At 35.8% G+C, this 18,902-nt stretch carries 10 protein-coding genes; 8 read left to right on the top strand and 2 right to left on the bottom strand.

The genetic code is table 11. From position 1 onward, the window contains the following. Positions 1–15 precede the first annotated feature (15 nt). From NH26_RS05365 to NH26_RS25220, 3 genes are all read left to right on the top strand, one after another. Positions 16–435 (top strand): IS1/IS1595 family N-terminal zinc-binding domain-containing protein, encoded by a 420-nt coding sequence (locus NH26_RS05365; RefSeq protein WP_044219269.1) that lies wholly within the window; start codon positions 16–18, stop codon positions 433–435. A 103-nt stretch (positions 436–538) separates the two neighbouring features. Then, complete coding sequence (acs, locus tag NH26_RS05360) at positions 539–2,464, top strand: acetate--CoA ligase (RefSeq protein WP_044219272.1); 1,926 nt, start codon at positions 539–541, stop codon at positions 2,462–2,464. A 480-nt stretch (positions 2,465–2,944) separates the two neighbouring features. Continuing rightward, positions 2,945–8,758 carry a glycoside hydrolase family 48 protein gene (locus NH26_RS25220; protein WP_044219275.1) on the top strand — a complete coding sequence of 1,938 codons (5,814 nt, stop codon included), beginning with the start codon at positions 2,945–2,947 and terminating at the stop codon, positions 8,756–8,758. A gap of 49 nt (positions 8,759–8,807) precedes the next feature. Here the strand turns inward: NH26_RS25220 and NH26_RS05350 are convergent, their stop codons facing one another. Next, positions 8,808–9,179: a YraN family protein gene (locus NH26_RS05350; protein ID WP_044219278.1), complete on the bottom strand. Its 372-nt coding sequence runs from the start codon at positions 9,177–9,179 to the stop codon at positions 8,808–8,810. After that, positions 9,166–10,269, bottom strand: coding sequence for a transporter substrate-binding domain-containing protein (locus NH26_RS05345; protein ID WP_044219281.1), 1,104 nt, complete (start codon positions 10,267–10,269; stop codon positions 9,166–9,168). The genes NH26_RS05350 and NH26_RS05345 overlap by 14 nt, the downstream gene beginning before the upstream one ends. 334 nt (positions 10,270–10,603) lie before the next feature. Between NH26_RS05345 and NH26_RS05340 the strand changes: the two genes are divergently transcribed. The 5 genes from NH26_RS05340 (at position 10,604) to NH26_RS05320 (ending at position 18,879) form a co-directional block, all read left to right on the top strand. After that, complete coding sequence (locus NH26_RS05340) at positions 10,604–13,387, top strand: 2-oxoglutarate dehydrogenase E1 component (protein ID WP_044219284.1); 2,784 nt, start codon at positions 10,604–10,606, stop codon at positions 13,385–13,387. A gap of 29 nt (positions 13,388–13,416) precedes the next feature. Beyond that, positions 13,417–13,854, top strand: coding sequence for a GNAT family N-acetyltransferase (locus NH26_RS05335; protein WP_044219287.1), 438 nt, complete (start codon positions 13,417–13,419; stop codon positions 13,852–13,854). A gap of 47 nt (positions 13,855–13,901) precedes the next feature. After that, positions 13,902–15,443: a 2-oxoglutarate dehydrogenase complex dihydrolipoyllysine-residue succinyltransferase gene (odhB, locus tag NH26_RS05330; protein WP_044219288.1), complete on the top strand. Its 1,542-nt coding sequence runs from the start codon at positions 13,902–13,904 to the stop codon at positions 15,441–15,443. A 126-nt stretch (positions 15,444–15,569) separates the two neighbouring features. Beyond that, positions 15,570–16,964 (top strand): dihydrolipoyl dehydrogenase, encoded by a 1,395-nt coding sequence (gene lpdA, locus NH26_RS05325; protein ID WP_174549704.1) that lies wholly within the window; start codon positions 15,570–15,572, stop codon positions 16,962–16,964. A gap of 667 nt (positions 16,965–17,631) precedes the next feature. After that, positions 17,632–18,879, top strand: coding sequence for a BamA/TamA family outer membrane protein (locus NH26_RS05320; RefSeq protein WP_044219291.1), 1,248 nt, complete (start codon positions 17,632–17,634; stop codon positions 18,877–18,879). The last annotated feature ends 23 nt before the right edge of the window (positions 18,880–18,902 follow it).

The following is an 18,902-nucleotide window of genomic DNA, read 5'->3' as shown; positions in this document are numbered from 1 at the left end:
AACTATTCACTATATATGCTACACCAACAAAATGTATGTCCTAAGTGTAATGACACTAAAATTATTAAAAGTGGAGTTCTTAAGGGGAAACAAAGGTATAAATGTAAAGAATGTAACTACTTTTTTACTGTGCAGAAACTAGGTAACGAGATTGATTTGAAGTTTGTGATCAAGGCACTTCAGTTATATCTTGAGGGAGTTACTTATAGAGAAATTGAAAGGATTTTAGGTGTTTCACATGTTTCTGTGATGAATTGGGTGAGAAAATACAATATCCCTAAATTGGAAAAAATAGGATATAAGCCTCAATATAAAATGATGAATCATAGTGAACTATTAACTTTTGTCATCAATAAAGAAAATTTAGAAGAAGGTACTTCAATGATTACGAATATTGGATCAAAATATATGGTTATTTTCTGGGAAAAAAGATAGCGACTATATTTTTTTAGCATCAGTATAGCTATATAGTGTGCAATGTTTGTTCATCTATATATATTAAAACCCGAAAAACTTCAGTAATAACAAATTAAACACTATGATTAGCAGAATTAACAACCTAGAAGACTACGCAGTTGCGTATCGAAGAAGTGTGTCTGAACCAGAACGCTTTTGGTCAGAAGTAGCCGAACAATTTGTTTGGCGAAAGAAATGGGACAAAACTGTTGAATATGACTTCGACAACTACAATGTACAATGGTACCTTAATGGTAAGCTAAACATCACAGAGAACTGTCTTGATAGACATCTACTATCAAGAGGGGATAAAACCGCTATTCATTGGGTAGCGAATGATCCTCATGAAAAAGACAGAATTTTCACCTACAAAGAATTGCATGAGCAAGTATGTTTATTTGCTAATGTACTGAAGAGAAACGGTGTCCAAAAAGGAGATAGAGTATGTCTTTATATGCCTATGGTACCTGAATTAGCTATTGCAGTTTTAGCTTGTGCTAGAATTGGAGCTATACACTCTGTTATCTTTGGTGGGTTTTCTGCTCAAGCATTAGCAGATAGAATCAATGATGCAGGTGCGAAAATCTTAATTACAGCAGATCAAGGGCCACGTGGTAACAAAGTAGTTGAGTTAAAACAAATTGCAGACGAAGCATTGTTCCAATGTGAGGATGTGGAGAAGGTAATTGTATATCAACGCACAGGCGCTGATGTCAAAATGGATGATCAAAGAGATGTGTATTGGCATGATGAAATCCAGTCTGTACCTAATACTTGTGATCCAGAGGTAATGGATTCTGAAGATCCTTTATTTATTCTTTATACATCTGGTTCAACAGGAAAGCCGAAAGGAGTAGTGCACTCTACAGGCGGGTATATGGTTTATACTTGGTATACATTCAGAAATGTATTCCAATACCAAGAAAATGACATCTATTGGTGTACTGCCGATATTGGATGGATTACTGGTCATTCATACATTGTATATGGTCCTTTATTAGAGGGAGCAACATCAGTAATGTTTGAAGGTATTCCTACTTTTCCAGATGCAGGAAGGTTCTGGAGAATCGTTGATCGTCTAAAAGTGAATATTTTCTATACTGCACCTACAGCAATTAGAGCATTAATGGCTCAAGGCTTGGAGTATGTTGAATTATATAAATTAGATAGTTTAAGAGTGCTTGGTACCGTTGGTGAGCCTATTAACCGAGAGGCATGGGAATGGTATCATCAGCATATCGGTAAAAGGCAATGTCCTATTGTTGATACTTGGTGGCAAACGGAAACGGGTGGTATTATGATTTCTCCAATAGCAGGTGTTATACCAACAAAACCTACTTACGCTACTTTACCATTACCAGGTGTTCAACCTATTTTGGTTGATTCTGATGGTAATGAAATTGAAGGAAAAGGCGTGAAAGGAAACTTATGTATTAAATATCCTTGGCCTTCAATGTTAAGAACTACATGGGGAGATCATCAAAGATGTAAGGATACTTATTTCTCAACATTCAAAGGTTTATACTTCACCGGAGACGGTTGTAGACGTGATGAAGACGGATACTATAGAATTATGGGTCGTGTGGATGATGTGATGAATATTTCTGGTCATAGAATTGGTACCGCTGAGGTAGAAAATGCGATCAATATGCATAAAGCGGTTATCGAGTCTGCTGTTGTGGGGTATCCTCATGAGATCAAAGGTCAGGGTATCTATGCCTATGTTGTTTGTGATTCTGATGAACTAGAATTCTCAACAATCACCGAGCTTAAGGATGAAATTCTTGCAGTGGTAATTGAGAAGATTGGTAAAATTGCAAAGCCTGAAAAAGTACAAATTGTGAGGGGATTACCTAAAACAAGATCAGGTAAAATTATGCGTAGAATTTTAAGGAAAATAGCAGAAGGTCAGACGGATAATTTCGGAGATACTTCAACACTATTAGATCCTTCCATTGTGGAAGCAATAAAAGAAGGGGTCGTCAAGGACGATCAAGTCAAAGCATAAATAAAAAAGGTGTTGATTTATTTCAACACCTTTTTTTATGAAATCATTTTGATTAAAATTTAATCGAAATTATAAATCTTACATATAAAATCGTAAATACCTGTTTATTAAATACTTATATATTTAAGTAGAAATAATGACGTAAAAATAAAGTAAAAAAAGAATTAGGAATAATTGACACATGATCAAATAAATTCAATATTGATCACAGTTTAAAAATAAAACCAAAATAAACTAGCTATGTACATGGAAATAATATGTTATGGATAAACTACATAAATGTATTAAATGATTTTACGGCAAAAACTAAAACAATTATTCTCATAAGCTAGAAACTTTATTCTCTTGTATTCAATGTAAATGAATAATAAGTATTTCAAAAATCACTAATTCGATTTGATGAAGGCGCCTCATCGTGAGTAAGTGAAAAGAGAAATACTGCCAATGAATTTTTACTTAACTATTTATTTGATTAATTAAATGATACATAACAACATTTTCTGGAGGCAGTTATTGATAATTCTGCTGTGGGCCTCCATTCCTACTTCTACTATTTTTGCTCAGCACCGATACGGTGAAGCATTGCAAAAATCAATTTTCTTTTACGAAGCGCAACAGTCTGGTAAATTGCCAGATTGGAATAGAGTTACCTGGAGAGATGATTCGGCATTAAATGACGGATCTGATGTAGGTATTGATTTAACCGGAGGGTGGTACGACGCCGGTGACCATGTGAAATTTGGCTTCCCTATGGCATTTAGTGTCACTACGTTAGCTTGGGGTGTCGTTGAATATGAAGATGCCTACAGACAAAGTGGTCAGTTAGACGCTATGAAACGTAATCTTCGATTCGTTACAGACTATTTCATAAAATGCCATACAGGTCCAAATGAGTTTTATGGACAAGTTGGAGCAGGTGGACCTGATCATGCTTATTGGGGCTCTCCAGAGGTGATGACAATGGGTAGACCAGCATATAAAATTGATGCTGCAAATCCAGGTTCTGACCTTGCTGCAGAAACAGCTGCTGCTTTATCAGCTTGTAGTATTGTTTTTAAAGAATCTGATCCAACTTACAGTGCTTTATTACTAAAGCATGCTGAAGAATTATATGCTTTTGCAGATAATTATAGAGGTGTATATTCTGAATCAATTACTGATGCAGCTGGTTTTTATCGCTCTTTCAGCGGATACCAAGACGAATTAGTTTGGGGTGCTGCTTGGTTATATAAAGCTACAGGTAATGCTGATTATTTAGCTAAAGCTGAATTAGAATATCCTAATTTATCAAATGAGGGACAAACTTCTATGAAGGCTTATAAATGGGGTTTAGCTTGGGATGATAAAGCATATGGTATTTATGTTTTAATGTCTGAACTCACAGGAAAAGCAGAATATAAAACAGATGCTGAAAGACATCTTGATTATTGGACTGACGGTTTTGAAGGTGATAGAATTCCTTACAGCCCAGGAGGGCAGGCTCATTTAATGCAATGGGGATCATTGAGACATAGTTCGAATACAGCTTTAATTGCTTTTATCTATAGTGATAATGTAGCAACAACTGCAGAGAAAAAGACGAAGTATCATGATTTTGCAGTTAACCAAATTAATTATGCATTAGGTGATAATCCAATTAACAGAAGTTTTATGGTAGGTTATGGTAATAACCCTGCTTATAATCCTCATCATAGATCAGCACATGGTGCATGGGCAAATAATCTGTTAAATAATCCAATAGATCCAAGTCATACTTTGTATGGTGCTTTAGTAGGTGGTCCGGGTGAGCCAAATGATCAATTTGTAGATGATCGTTCTGATTATGTGGCTAACGAAGTAGCATGTGATTATAATGCATGTTTTACAGGTGCTCTTGCTAGAATGTATCAAGAGTTTGGCGGAGAGCCGCTAGCAGATTTTCCAATTCCAGAAGTGCCAACTCGTGCTGAAATTAGAACATTTTCTAAATTTAATAGTAATAACGCATCAGGAAGTACTATCAGAGTATTGGTTCAAAATAGAACTGCTTGGCCTTCAAGAGTGACGGATAAATTATCGTTCCGCTATTTCTTTGATATTTCGGAAGGAGTAGCAGAAGGTTATACGATTGCTGACTATCAACCGGAATTAAACTCTGTTCAAGGAGAAAGTTCTATGACGGTTGCAGCTTGGGATGCTGCTAATAATATCTACTACGCAGAAATTTCATTAGCTGGTGAACAAATTGCTCCAATTGGTGATCCTGCTTTCCGTAGAGATGTACAGGTTAACTTTAGAGTTGCTAATGGTGTTCCTTATGATACTTCTAATGACTGGTCTGCATTTGGTTTAGACTCGGAAGATGAATCACCAAGAATTCCAGTGTATGATAATGGTGTATTAGTATTTGGTTCAGAACCTAATGGAGGAGGAACTCCAGTTGCTAAGTTCACTATGGATGTTAATCAAGGTGTTGCTCCTTTAACTGTGAATTTTGATGCATCAATGTCTTCAGATCCGAATGAAGATCCTATTACTTATTCTTGGGATTTTGGTAACGGAACTTCTTCTTCTCTTGTTAATCCATCCACTTCTTACACAGAACCTGGTGTTTACACAGTTTCTTTAACGGTAAGCGATGGAGAAAATGTATCAACTCCAATGACTGAAGTAGTGACTGTTTTGGACCCTAATGCACCTCCAATTGCTGCATTTGTTGCATCTACTACAGGAGGAACACTACCTCTAGACGTTTTATTTGATGCATCTGCCTCAATAGATCCAAATGATGAAACATTGACTTATTCATGGGACTTTGGGAATGGTTCTGTCGGTAATGGTCGTACTGTTTCAACTGTTTTTGATGCCGTAGGTGAATTTACTGTGACTTTAACGGTGTCTAACCTTTCAGGTAAAACAGATGCTACTTCAAAAGTGATTTCTGTAAATGACGGTAGTTTTGATTGTAATTTCGGAACTCCATTAGCAACGGCGCTAGCGTCTACAGGACATACAGCTTATAAAAATATTCATGTATTAGGAGAGGGAGGACCTGACTTAAGTAGTATGAGAGATTTTACAATCAATTGGGATTTGTCAAACAAAGGATTGTATCAATTCTCATTCAATTCGAATAATGGTCAACCAAGTTGGTATGTTGATTTATTAAGTAAAGTAACACATTCATTCGATGCTGTTGAACCTGCTGTCACTATTGCATCTTCTGGTATTTCAGGATTTGATGGTGATTATTGGGCAGGGATGGAAGGTACTGATTTCGTTTTAGTGTCTAAAACAGGTACTTTCTCTGTATACTTTAGTAATTCAGCTACTGCTCCAAATTGTGGAGGCGCTGTTGCTGCTGCGTCTTCAATGAGAAGTATGTCTTTAATGGCTACTTCAGATTGTTCATTTGGAGCTCCTCAAGCTGGAGCATTTGAATCTACAGGACATACAGCTTATAAAAATATTTATGTATTAGGAGGGGGAGGACCTGATTTGAGTAATATGAGAGATTTTACAATCAATTGGGATTTAGCAAATAAAGGATTGTATCAATTCTCATTCAATTCAAAAAATGGTCAACCAAGTTGGTATGTTGATTTATTAAGTAAGGTGACTTCATCATTAGATGTAGCTGAACCTAGTGTAAGTATTTCTGGATCTGGTATCACAGGATTTGATGGTGACTATTGGGTGACATCTGATCAAGATAATTTTGTGATGGTATCAAAGACAGGAGGGTTTACTATTTACTTTAGTACAACATCTACAGCTCCTGATTGTGATGGTGGAACTAATCCACCAAATGAGAATACACCACCAGTCGCTAATATTTTTGCAGATGCTACAGTAGGTAATATTCCGTTTGTAGTAAGTTTCGATGGATCGTCTTCTACAGATGTTGATGGCGATACATTATCGTATGCTTGGGATTTTGGTGATGGAAATGTTGGAGAAGGTGTATCAGCGACTCATACTTATACTATTGTAGGTGATTATGATGTAACATTAACAGTATCTGATACTAAAGGAGGGTCTGATCAAGCAATTATTACAATTTCAGCTAAGAAGGATGATGTAATAGTTAATCCTCCAACAACTGATAATGAATATATTCAGCGCTTTGTAGAAATGAGAAGTAAATACTTAGATCCAAAGAATGGTTACTTTAGCCCTGAAGGATCTCCTCATCACTCTGTAGAGACGCTAATTGTGGAAGCTCCTGATCATGGTCATGAATCAACTTCAGAATTATATTCTTATTGGATGTGGTTAGAAGCAATGCATGGTAGAATTACAGGAGATTGGGAGCCGTTACAAGAAGTTTGGCGAAAAACGGAACAATTTATTATTCCAACAGCTGAAGATCAACCTACGAATAGTGCGTATGATCCATCAAGTCCAGCAGCCTATGCACCTGAGTTTGCAGAGCCTAATTTATATCCTGCACCATTAGATTTTACGAATCCTGTAAAAGGTGATTATGTATCTGCAGAATTAGAGGCAGCTTATGGAAACCCTCATATTTACCAAATGCACTGGTTATTAGACAACGATAACTTTTATGGTTTTGGTAATCGTGGTGATGGTGTAAGTGCTCCATCTTATATTAATACCTTCCAAAGAGGAGAGCAAGAGTCAGTATTTGAAACAGTTCCTCATCCTTCTTGGGAAGCATTTAATTGGGGTAGCGAGAATGGTTTCTTACCTCTTTTCACACAAGATAATTCATATTCAACACAATGGAGATATACTTCTGCTCCTGATGCAGATGCAAGAGCAGTTCAAGTAATGTATTGGGCTTATGAGTATGCAAAAGAACAAGGTGTGAGTCTTAGTAATTTAGATTTAGATAAAGCATCAAAAATGGGTGACTATTTGAGATTAGCTATGTTTGATAAATACTTTAAGCCACTTGGAGCACAAGATCCTAGCGCTACATCGCAAACAAGTTATGATAATGTACATTACTTAATGTCTTGGTATATGTCATGGGGTGGTGCGACAGATGCATCAGCAGCTTGGGCTTTTAGAATTGGAGCATCGCATTGTCATTTTGGGTATCAGAATCCAGTAGCTGCATATGCATTATCACAAGTAGAAGAATTAAAACCTGTATCAGCTAATGGTGTAAAAGATTGGAGTGCAAGTTTAGATCGTCAATTAGAGTTTTATACTTGGCTTCAATCTGCTGAAGGTGGTATCGCAGGTGGTGCTACAAATAGTTGGAATGGTGATTATAGTGCTTATCCTGCAGGGAAATCTACTTTCTATGAAATGGCGTATGACGAAAATCCTGTATATCACGATCCAGGTTCTGGAGGATGGTTCGGATGGCAAGTTTGGTCTATGGAACGTATTGCTGAATTATATTATATCAATAATGATCCTAGAGCAAAAGCTTTGATTACTAAGTGGGCAAAATGGGCTGTAAATGAAACAGTTTTAGTAGGTGAAAATGATTTCGATATTCCTGCAGGCTTAGAATGGACCGGAGAACCTGATACTTGGAACGCTGTAAATCCTGGAGATAATGCTAATTTACATGTAACTGTAACAAGCTATAACCAAGATTTGGGGGTTGCAGCATCTTTAGCTAAAACACTAATTTATTATGCAGCAGCTACTGAAAAACATGCGACTTTAGATACGGCAGCTCAATATCTAGCGAAAGAAATTTTAGATAGAATGTGGGTGACTTATCGTGATGATAAAGGTGTTGCCTCTTTAGAGGAAAGAGCAGATTTTGCTAGAATTTTTGAGCAAGAGGTTTATGTTCCAGATACTTTTGTAGGAACATTACCCAATGGAGCGACTATTCAAACAGGGGTGAAATTCTTAGATATTCGTCCTCAATATAAAGAAGACCCTGAATTTGCTAAGTTGGAATCTGCTTATTTGGCAGGGGAAGCTTATTCTCAACGTTATCACAGAGGTTGGGCACAAATTGAAGTGGCTTTAGCAAATGCGGAATATGGATTCTTCTTTGGAGAAGATAGTGTTTCATCCAATGCATCAGCTACAAGGTTTGCGATAAGGACACCTGAGAGATCAATTGCTGAACCAACAATATTGGCAAGTCCAAATCCAACAAATGGTAATTTAACTTTAGCTACCAACTTTAATTTATCAAATGTTACGGTAAGGATTTACAATACAATGGGACACATCTTTAGAGAAGCTACTTTTTCTACGGATGGATCTCAAAGTGTATCTTTATCTGTTAATGATATACCTAGAGGAGCTTATATCGTTGAATTAACGAATATTGAAACTAAAGAAGTACTTCGGACTAAAATTATTAAGCAATAAAAATCGATTGAACTAATGGACTCTCCCTTTGAAAAGAGGGGGAGTTTTTTTAATGAAAAGCATCTTGAAAGTGCGATAGTTTATACTCTAACCCCTGAAATACTATACTGATGATATCATACCTTACCAAAGGTAACTGATCAAATTTTTGAGAATCAGTAAACCGTATTGCAGCATTAGTGATGTTTTTTTCTTGTTGTTTACTCAGGTGTTGTTCGGGCATACCAAAAGAAACACTGGATCTAGTTTTTACTTCAATAAATACTAGAAATCTATTTTTTTGACAGATGATGTCAATTTCATGATATCCTGCTTTGTAGTTTTTTCTTAAAATAGTATATCCTTTAGTCTCTAAATAATCGCAAGCAATGTTTTCTCCTTTTGTACCTAATTGTTGTTTGGGAGTTTTATTTGATGTCATCCATATTGTATTTAATAAGTAAGCGATGCCAAGAATCTTTGTCTATATTGTCTACAATTTCAGCATTGATTTTTTTGTATAATTTGCTATTTCTTGGCATAAAAAAGGAATAGTAATTTTGTTTAAAGTTGGAAGGCAAAATATCAAAACGTTCTTCATTCCCATTTTCTTTGATAATATACCTCATAATAGGTTTATCATGCATAAATGCGACTACTTCTCCATTTTCTAAGGCAAGTAATCCCTCGTCAGGTGTAGAAAATGTGTTTGGTTTAATTTGATGTTTCAATAGGTAGCTTTCTGCACCAGAATGTGCAGTAACCCCAATACTTCCCTTCATTCTTCTTAAGTCTTCAACAGTATTTATTTTACCTTCTAACTGATTTAAAGTTAAGGTAGAAGTAATAGTGGCTGTAAAACTTGAAATTAAACTAATGGCAATAAACATCCATACCATAGAAATAGCTCTTCCCAGAGGTGTTTTTGGAGTTTTATCTCCATAACCAACAGTAGTAATAGTAACTGTAGACCACCATATACCATCCATTATTCCTTCAATACCATCTCTAAAGTCTTTTGCGTTGTATTTCTTTTCTACCCACCAGACCAAAGTACCAAATAAAAACACGATGATGATTAAGGTGAAAAATAACTTCATAAAACCAATCGAGAATAAATTGGAAAAGAAAATAGTGATTTCGTCTTGTTTATTTTTCTTGACAACTACGCCTAAAGAAGTGGTCATAAATGGATAGGTAACATCCAACTGACGAATTCTAGTACTACTTACAGGCATCGGATTGGCAGAAATGTCAATTTGTTTTCTTGATAACGCCAAGATTAAGCCAGGCATATGTTCATATTCCACAAACTCATAGACTAGATGAAGGTCTTCAGCAACCATATGCCATAAATCAATACTTAATCCATAGAATGTTCCATCCACTCCTTTAATAACAAAAGGAGGGTCGTGTCTCACCCCAACTCTCAAGATTTTATTTTTTATGATATTATCGTTCTTGATTTGGTACGATTGTGCAAAAGCGACAGAAGTAATAGATAATAATAATAGTAGAAGGATTCTCTTCATTCAAAAAAGTAGTTTGAGGTGTTGGTACAATTCCTTACATAAAGATAAAAAAGTATTAATAATAAAAAATTTTATTCTTCTTTTAATTTAACATCTCATAAAGATCTTACATCAAATTCCATATTATTAGTATTATGTAATTTACTAAACAATTGATAATAAATCATTTACAATTGTTTAATGATGTATAAATCACAGTTTATTAAAAATGAGTTATAAATCTATGTCTTAGTAAGATAGTGGTTTGTATTCGTGTAACTGTATATTCAAATATAATGAATAAAGATCTTTTGTTATGTTTGTAGTGAGCAAGTAATAAACCTCACTCAAACACATGGACAAATATTCCTACATAGCGAATGCTCATGGTGATTACATCGAGCAGATGTATGAGTCATTTAAGCAAGACCCAGCCTCGGTAGACGAGTCTTGGAAAAGATTTTTTGAGGGTTTCGAATTTTCATTAGAAAAATATGGCGAAAACCCAGAATTAGACGCAAACACAACAAGCAATGGTGCGGCGAGACCATCTTCAGGATCAATTTCTGAAGAAATGTTACAAAAAGAAGTAGCAGTTCGTCAATTAATTAATGCATACAGATCTAGGGCTCACTTAGTATCTGACACCAACCCAGTACGAAAAAGAAAAGACCGTAAGGCAAGATTAGATTTAGAAGACTTTGGTTTATCTAAAGATGATTTAAATACGGTATTCTCTGCAGGTTCCTACTTGGGAATGGGAAATGCTAAATTATCTGATATTTTAGAAAGATTAAAAAAGATCTATTTTAATTATATCGGTTTCGAATTTATGTCTATCAGAGAACCTGAAGTACAATCATGGATTCAAAAGAAGATTGAGCACGAATATCCGACACACGATTTTTCTCATGAGGACAAGAAACGTATCTTGAGTAAACTGAATGAGGCAGTGGTATTTGAAAACTTCCTTCACACTAAATTTGTTGGACAGAAACGTTTTTCATTAGAAGGCGGAGAATCAACAATTGCAGGTCTTGATACTGCTATCTTTACCGGTGCAGATTTAGGCGTAGAAGAAGTTGTTATCGGTATGGCTCACCGTGGTCGATTGAACGTTTTAACGAACATCATGGGTAAAACTTATGATGAGGTATTTAACGAGTTCGAAGGTCAAGCGGTGCCAGACGAAACAATGGGAGACGGTGATGTGAAGTATCACTTAGGTTTCTCATCTCAAATTGAAACTCACAATGGTAAAAAAGTTCGTTTAGATCTATCTCCAAACCCTTCACACTTAGAAGCTGTTGATCCAGTTGTTTTAGGTGTAGTAAGAGCTAAAGTAGATTCTATTTACGAAAAAGATTCGAAAAGAATCTTACCAATTTTGATACACGGTGATGCAGCAATCGCAGGTCAAGGTATAGTTTATGAAACTGTACAAATGTCTAACCTTGCTGGTTATGATGTAGGTGGTACTATCCACTTTGTAATTAATAACCAAGTAGGTTTTACGACTGACTTTGACGATGCTCGTTCATCAATTTATTGTACAGACGTTTCTCAGTTAATCGAATCTCCAGTACTTCATGTAAATGGTGATCATCCTGAGGAAGTAGCATATGCTATGAAATTAGCTGTTGAATTCCGTCAGCGTTACAATAGAGATATTTTTGTTGATATGGTTTGTTACCGTCGTCACGGTCATAATGAATCAGATGAACCAAAATTCACTCAGCCTAAGCTTTATAATATTATTGCTAAGCATCAAAACCCTCGTGAAATCTATATCAAGAAATTGGTAGAGAAAGGCGAAGTAAATGCTCAATTAGCAAAACAAATGGACAAAGAATTCCGTCGTCTTCTTCAAGATCGTTTGAATGATGTACGTCAGAATCCACTTCCATATAGACCTCAAGAATTAGAAATTCAATGGAAACAATTGAAGAGAGGTCAAGATGAAGATTTTGATCAATCGCCTGATACTTCTATTTCTACAACTACAGTAGAAGCAGTAGGTCATGCATTGACTTCTGTTCCAGAAGGATTTAAGCCGTTAAAACAAATTGATAAATTAATTGCAGAAAGAAAGGAAATGTTCTTCGATAAGAAGGAGTTTAACTGGGCTGCTGCAGAGTTAATGGCTTACGGTTCAATTTTATTAGACAATAAGATTGTTCGTATTTCTGGTCAAGATGTTCAAAGAGGTACATTCTCACACCGTCACGCTGTATTAAATGATGCGGAGACGAATGAGAAATATAGTTCTCTAGCCAATATTGGTAAACTACAAGGACCTTTCTATATCTATAACTCTTTACTTTCTGAGTATGGTGTTCTAGGATTTGAGTATGGTTATGCAATGGCAAACCCTAATGCATTAACTATTTGGGAAGCACAATTTGGTGATTTCTCTAATGGTGCTCAAACAATGATTGATCAGTTCATTACTTCAGGTGAAAGTAAGTGGGGTAGGTCAAATGGTTTGGTGATGTTATTACCACACGGTTACGAAGGTCAAGGTCCTGAGCACTCAAACGCTCGTCCTGAAAGGTACCTTCAGTTAGCTGCTGAATACAATATTGTATTGGGTAATTTTACTACTCCAGCCAACTTCTTCCACGCTATTAGAAGACAGTTAACTTGGGACTTTAGAAAGCCATTAATTGTGATGACTCCGAAGTCTATGCTTCGTCATCCTAAGTGTGTTTCTCCTGTAGAAGACTTTACAAATGGAAAATTTGAGGAAGTTTATGATGATGCTTCAATAAAAGATCCTAAAAAAGTAGAGAAAGTATTACTTTGCACAGGGAAAATCTATTATGACTTACTTGAGAAGCAAGAAAAGGAAAATAGACAGGATGTGGCTATTGTTCGTGTAGAGCAATTACACCCATTCCCAGAAAAGAAAGTGAACGATATTCTTACAAAATATTCGAAGCATAAGGCATTGAAGTGGGTTCAAGAAGAACCTGTGAATATGGGTTATTGGACGTATATTTTGAGAGCATATAGAAATGAAGAGCAATTGATTAAAATGAGATTAGTTTCTCGTAAACCAAGTGCTTCACCTGCAACTGGATTCCCTAGAATACATAAAAGGGAGACAGACAGAATTGTTTCTGCAGCTTTCGAATAAGAAAGAAACCATAATAAAAGAATTTGATCATGAACATTATCAAAGAAATAGCATTTGACTCTTCGGAGTACCTTTTATCAGTAGAATTACGTGATGAGGTTTTAAGAAAACCCCTAGGGTTGGAATTTTCTAAAGAGGAGTTGTCTGAAGAGTTTGATAGTCATCATTTTGTGGCTATGAACGATGAAGATGAGGTGGTTGCTTGCCTTGTATTAAAACCAATTTCTCCTCAAGAAGTTAAAATGCGTCAAGTAGCGGTAAAAGAAAACCAAAGAGGTAAAAATCTAGGTTCTTTGATGGTGCAGTTCTCAGAAGTTTTTGCTTTAGACAATGGATACGACGAAATCGTTGTTCATGCTAGAGAAGTGGCAAAAACATTCTACGAAAAGTTAGAATACTCTGTAGAGGGAGATCAATTTGAAGAAGTGGGGATACCTCACTTCAAATTTCGAAAAAAATTAGTTTAGAACTATCGTGGTGAAGGGAAACCTTCACCACCAAAAATAAAATAACTATGAGCTTACAAATGACCGTTCCAGCTGTCGGTGAGTCGATCACTGAAGTAACTGTTGCAAAATGGTTAGTGGAAAATGGCGATACTGTTGAATTAGATGATGTACTTTGTGAACTAGAATCTGATAAAGCAACTTTTGAATTAGTAGCTGAAGCAGATGGAGTAATCCAAATTGCAGATACTGCTACTGAAGATGCCGTTCTAGAAATTGGTGCTCTTCTTTGTACTATTGAAGAAGGTGAAGGTGCTCCAAAAGCATCAGCTGAAGCAGCTTCTGAAGCTACAGCTTCTTCTTCAGAAGGACCTAAGTCTACAGGTGAGGTAATGGATATGGTTGTACCTACGGTAGGTGAATCAATCTCTGAAGTTACTATTGCAACATGGGCTAAAGAAGATGGCGATTTCGTTGAATTAGATGATCTACTTTGTGAAATCGAATCGGATAAAGCGACATTTGAATTGACAGCAGAAGGACAAGGGATTTTAAGAGTAATTGCTCAAGAGGGAGATACTTTAGAAATCGGTGCTCCAATTTGTAAGATAGAAATTATGGAAGGCGATGCACCTTCTGAGGCGGCATCATCTGAAGCACCTCAAGCAACTGCATCTGCACCTACTGCTGTATCAGGTAATGATACTTATGCAACAGGTCACGCTTCTCCAGCAGCGGCAAAAATCTTAGCTGAAAAAGGAATTGATCCTTCTACAGTAAAAGGTACAGGTGTTGATGGGAGAATCACTAAAGAAGATGCTGAAAAAGCACAAAAAGCTGCTCCTGCTCCTAAAAAGGCAGCTCCTTCTAAAGAGGCTACTCCGGCAGCTGCTCCAGCAGCAGCAGGCGAAAGATCTCAAAGAAGAGAGAGAATGACAGCACTTCGTAAAACTGTTTCTCGTCGTTTAGTTTCTGTGAAGAACGAAACAGCTATGCTGACTACTTTTAATGAGGTAGACATGAAGCCTGTAATGGATCTTCGTAAGAAATATAAAGAGATGTTTAAAGATAAGCACGAAATCGGATTAGGTTTCATGTCATTCTTTACAAAAGCAGTAACGGTAGCTTTAAAAGAGTGGCCTGCTGTAAACGCATTTATCGATGGTAACGAGTTAGTATATAACGAATACTGTGATGTCTCTATTGCTGTATCTGCTCCTAAAGGTTTAGTAGTTCCTGTCATTAGAAATGCAGAAACTTTAAGCTTAGCAAATATCGAAAAAGAGGTAAGACGTTTGGCTTTAAAAGCAAGAGATAATAAGTTGACTATTCCAGAAATGGAAGGCGGTACTTTTACAATCACTAACGGTGGTGTATTTGGTTCTATGTTATCAACTCCTATTATTAACGCTCCACAATCAGCTATCCTAGGAATGCACAACATTGTTGAGCGCCCTGTTGCTATTAACGGAGAGGTTCAAATTCGTCCAATAATGTATGTGGCTTTATCATATGACCATAGAATTATTGACGGTAGAGAATCTGTAAGCTTCTTGAAAAGAGTGAAAGAGTTACTAGAAGATCCAATTAGATTATTATTGGATGTTTAATCAATAAGCATAATTCAAGGACTACAATACGTTGTAGTCCTTTCTTAAATTTTACATAACAAACACATAGAATCTTTTTAGCTTACTACTTAGATTCTCAGAAAAAACACCTGATTAAGGAAACTTATGATATACGACTTAACAGTTATCGGTTCTGGTCCTGGAGGATATATTGCAGCTATTAGAGCCTCACAATTAGGAATGAAAGTAGCTTTAATTGAAAAATATTCTACTTTAGGCGGAACTTGTTTAAATGTTGGATGTATTCCATCAAAAGCATTACTTGATTCTTCAGAATTATATCATCAAGCAATTCATCGCTTTGCTGATCATGGTCTTGAAGTAGAAACTCCAAAGATCGATTTTGGTAAAATGATCGCTAGAAAAGGAGAGGTAGTGAAACAGACTACAGATGGTATCGGCTTTTTGATGAAAAAAAATAATATTGATGTTTACCAAGGTTTTGGTTCTTTTGTTGACAAGAGCACAATTAAAATCGATGGTGAAGAATCAAAAGTAATTAACTCTAAGAAGACAATTATTGCTACAGGTTCTAAGCCAGTAATGTTGCCTTTTATCGAATTTGATAAGAAAAGAGTAATTACTTCTACAGAAGCTTTAGAATTAAAAGAAATTCCAAAACACCTAATCGTCATTGGTGGTGGTGTAATTGGTCTTGAGTTAGGTTCTGTATATGCTCGTTTAGGTGCTGATGTAACAGTAGTTGAATATGCTGATGCTCTTATCCCAACTATGGATGTAGCGATGGGCAAAGAGATGCAAAGAGTATTAAAGAAAGAAGGATTTAAATTCAACTTGAAAACTAAAGTAGAGTCAGTAAAAGTTGAAGGAGAAGAGGTTGTTGTAAAAGCAACTGATAAAAAAGGAAAAGAAGTAGAAATTAAAGGAGATTACTGCTTAGTTTCTATTGGTCGTAAACCTTATACTGATAAACTTAAATTTGAGGAAATCGGTGGTAAGTTAGATGATAAAGGAAGAATTGAAGTAAATGAAAACCTTGAGACTTCTGTAGAAGGTGTTTATGCTATCGGTGATGTGATCAAAGGAGCAATGTTAGCACATAAAGCAGAAGAAGAAGGTGTTTTTGTTGCTGAACATATCAACGGTCAAAAACCACATATCAATTATAAATTGATTCCTGGTGTTGTTTACACTTGGCCAGAAGTAGCTTCTGTTGGATATACTGAACAAGAGTTGAAAGAATCAAAAAGAGCATTCAAAGCAGGTTCTTTCCCATTCAGAGCTTCAGGTAGAGCAAGAGCATCAATGGATATTGATGGTCTAGTAAAAGTTCTAGCTGATAAGGAAACAGATGAGATTTTAGGTATGCATATTATTGGCCCTAGAGCTGCCGATATGATATCTGAAGGTGTTGTGGCAATGGAATATAGAGCATCTGCTGAAGATATCTCTAGAATGTCACATGCTCACCCAACGTATTCTGAAGCAATTAAAGAAGCTTGTTTAGCTGCAACAGGAGACAGAGCATTGAATATGTAATCGAAAAATTATATATAGATTGAGGTCACCATAATGGTGGCCTTTTTTTTGTTTTAATCTTCAGCAAATGTTGTTAGAACTACCCATCAACTTATTGAAATTAGAAAGCCTCTCTACAATAGAAGAGGCATTTTTTTTACTTTAAATCCTACAATCGCTTTATTAAACCGACATATATCAGTCTTAAATAAATAGTACCGTTAGTCTTCTAGTTTGTAGCATCATTTCAAAATTGTCTAAAGTAGGAGTAGTATTCACTTCAAGTGCTTGTTTTAACTATATGGATGTAACATTGTTGTTGTGAAAATTATCAAAGTTGTTTTAAAAATTATTAATCACCCTAATCTTCCAACTTTAATGAATAGTTTTGATTTAAAACGCATTAAAAATGACCTAAAAACACAAAAATAGGTCAAATACAATTTAAAATATATGAAATAGGTCAAAAGCATTACGATGTATTGATAGCAGTTGACTTGAGGAGGGTAAATAATAAGTTGAATTGTTAAAAGTTTGAAACAGTGTTCAAATTTTTTTTAGACATCAACTCATTTTTTGAATAAAGAGGGTAAACCCATCATATGATCTAACAAGAAACGAGGAGTAGAATGATCAATGAGAGGTGAGATTACTTGCATTAATAAATTTTTAAATAAGCTAAAATCAAATGAAGATTACGAAAAGAACTATCGCATTGTTATGTTTCCTATCATTTTGTGTACATGCACAAGAAGATGAAGAGGAGAATAATAAGAAAAAAAGCCAAGAAGTGAAGCAAGGGCAGTTGTACATGGCTCCTTTACCAGTTTTGGCGTCCAATCCAGCTTTTGGTTTCATTTATGGATTTGCAGCTTCAGGAGGTATGTATCTTGGAGATCCAAAAACAACAAAGATGTCAAATGCTATGCTATCTGCTACACATACCACTCAAAAACAATTAATGTTTACCATCAAGTCTAATACATACTCAGCAAATAATGAGTGGTTTTTTCAAGGGGATTGGCGTCTATTTTTCTCTTCTCAACCTACTTTTGGGTTAGGAACAGGGCCTCAATCTGATATTTTAGTAAACAGTGATGGTAATTTTCAACTTGGGGATTATAAGGATGGAGTCAATGAAGGAGAGCTGATGGAGTTTGACTTGATAAGGTTTCATCAAACAGCATTAAAACAAATTAAGCCCAATATCTATCTAGGTTTGGGATATCATTTAGATATGTACTCTAATATTAAAGATCAGATGTTAGATTTAGACAGTGATCCTCCAGTCATTACAAACCATTATGCATACAGTCAAAAACATGGGTTTGATCATGAAGGATATACCACCTCAGGTGTCTCATTTAATGCAGTGTACGATAGTAGAGATAATGTAGCCAATCCATATAAAGGTAGGTTTGTAAATGCACAGTTTAAATATATGCCCACTTGGATGGGAAGTGATCAATCAGCAAGTACATTATGGTTAGAATATAGAGATTATTTCAGCCTTTCTAAAAAGAACCCGAGGAATATTTTAGCGATATGGTCTTATGGTAATTTCCATACTTCTGGTAATTTACCTTATATGGCATTGCCTTCTATAGGATGGGATCAGATGGGAAGATCAGGCAGAGCCTTTCCACAAGGTAGGTTTAGAGGAAACGATATGTTTTATACTGAGGTAGAATGGAGAATTCCTGTACCTATTATAGAACGTAACAAAGACTTGTTCGGAGCCGTTGTTTTTGCCAACTGTACCACAGTGTCGTCTCATGATTTAAAAGTGAAATTATTTGAACATCTAAAGGCAGCGGCTGGTGTAGGTGTTAGGGTAATGATTAATAAGAAATCAAGAACCAATCTAGCACTTGATTATGGTTGGGGATCTGATGGTGCCGGAGCTTTTTACCTAAATCTTAATGAGTATTTTTAACTAAAGCAAAAACCTCCTGATAA

It is taken from the genome of Flammeovirga pacifica (genome assembly GCF_000807855.2).
Lineage (GTDB): Bacteria > Bacteroidota > Bacteroidia > Cytophagales > Flammeovirgaceae > Flammeovirga > Flammeovirga pacifica.
This window is presented reverse-complemented; position numbering and strand designations above follow the sequence as displayed.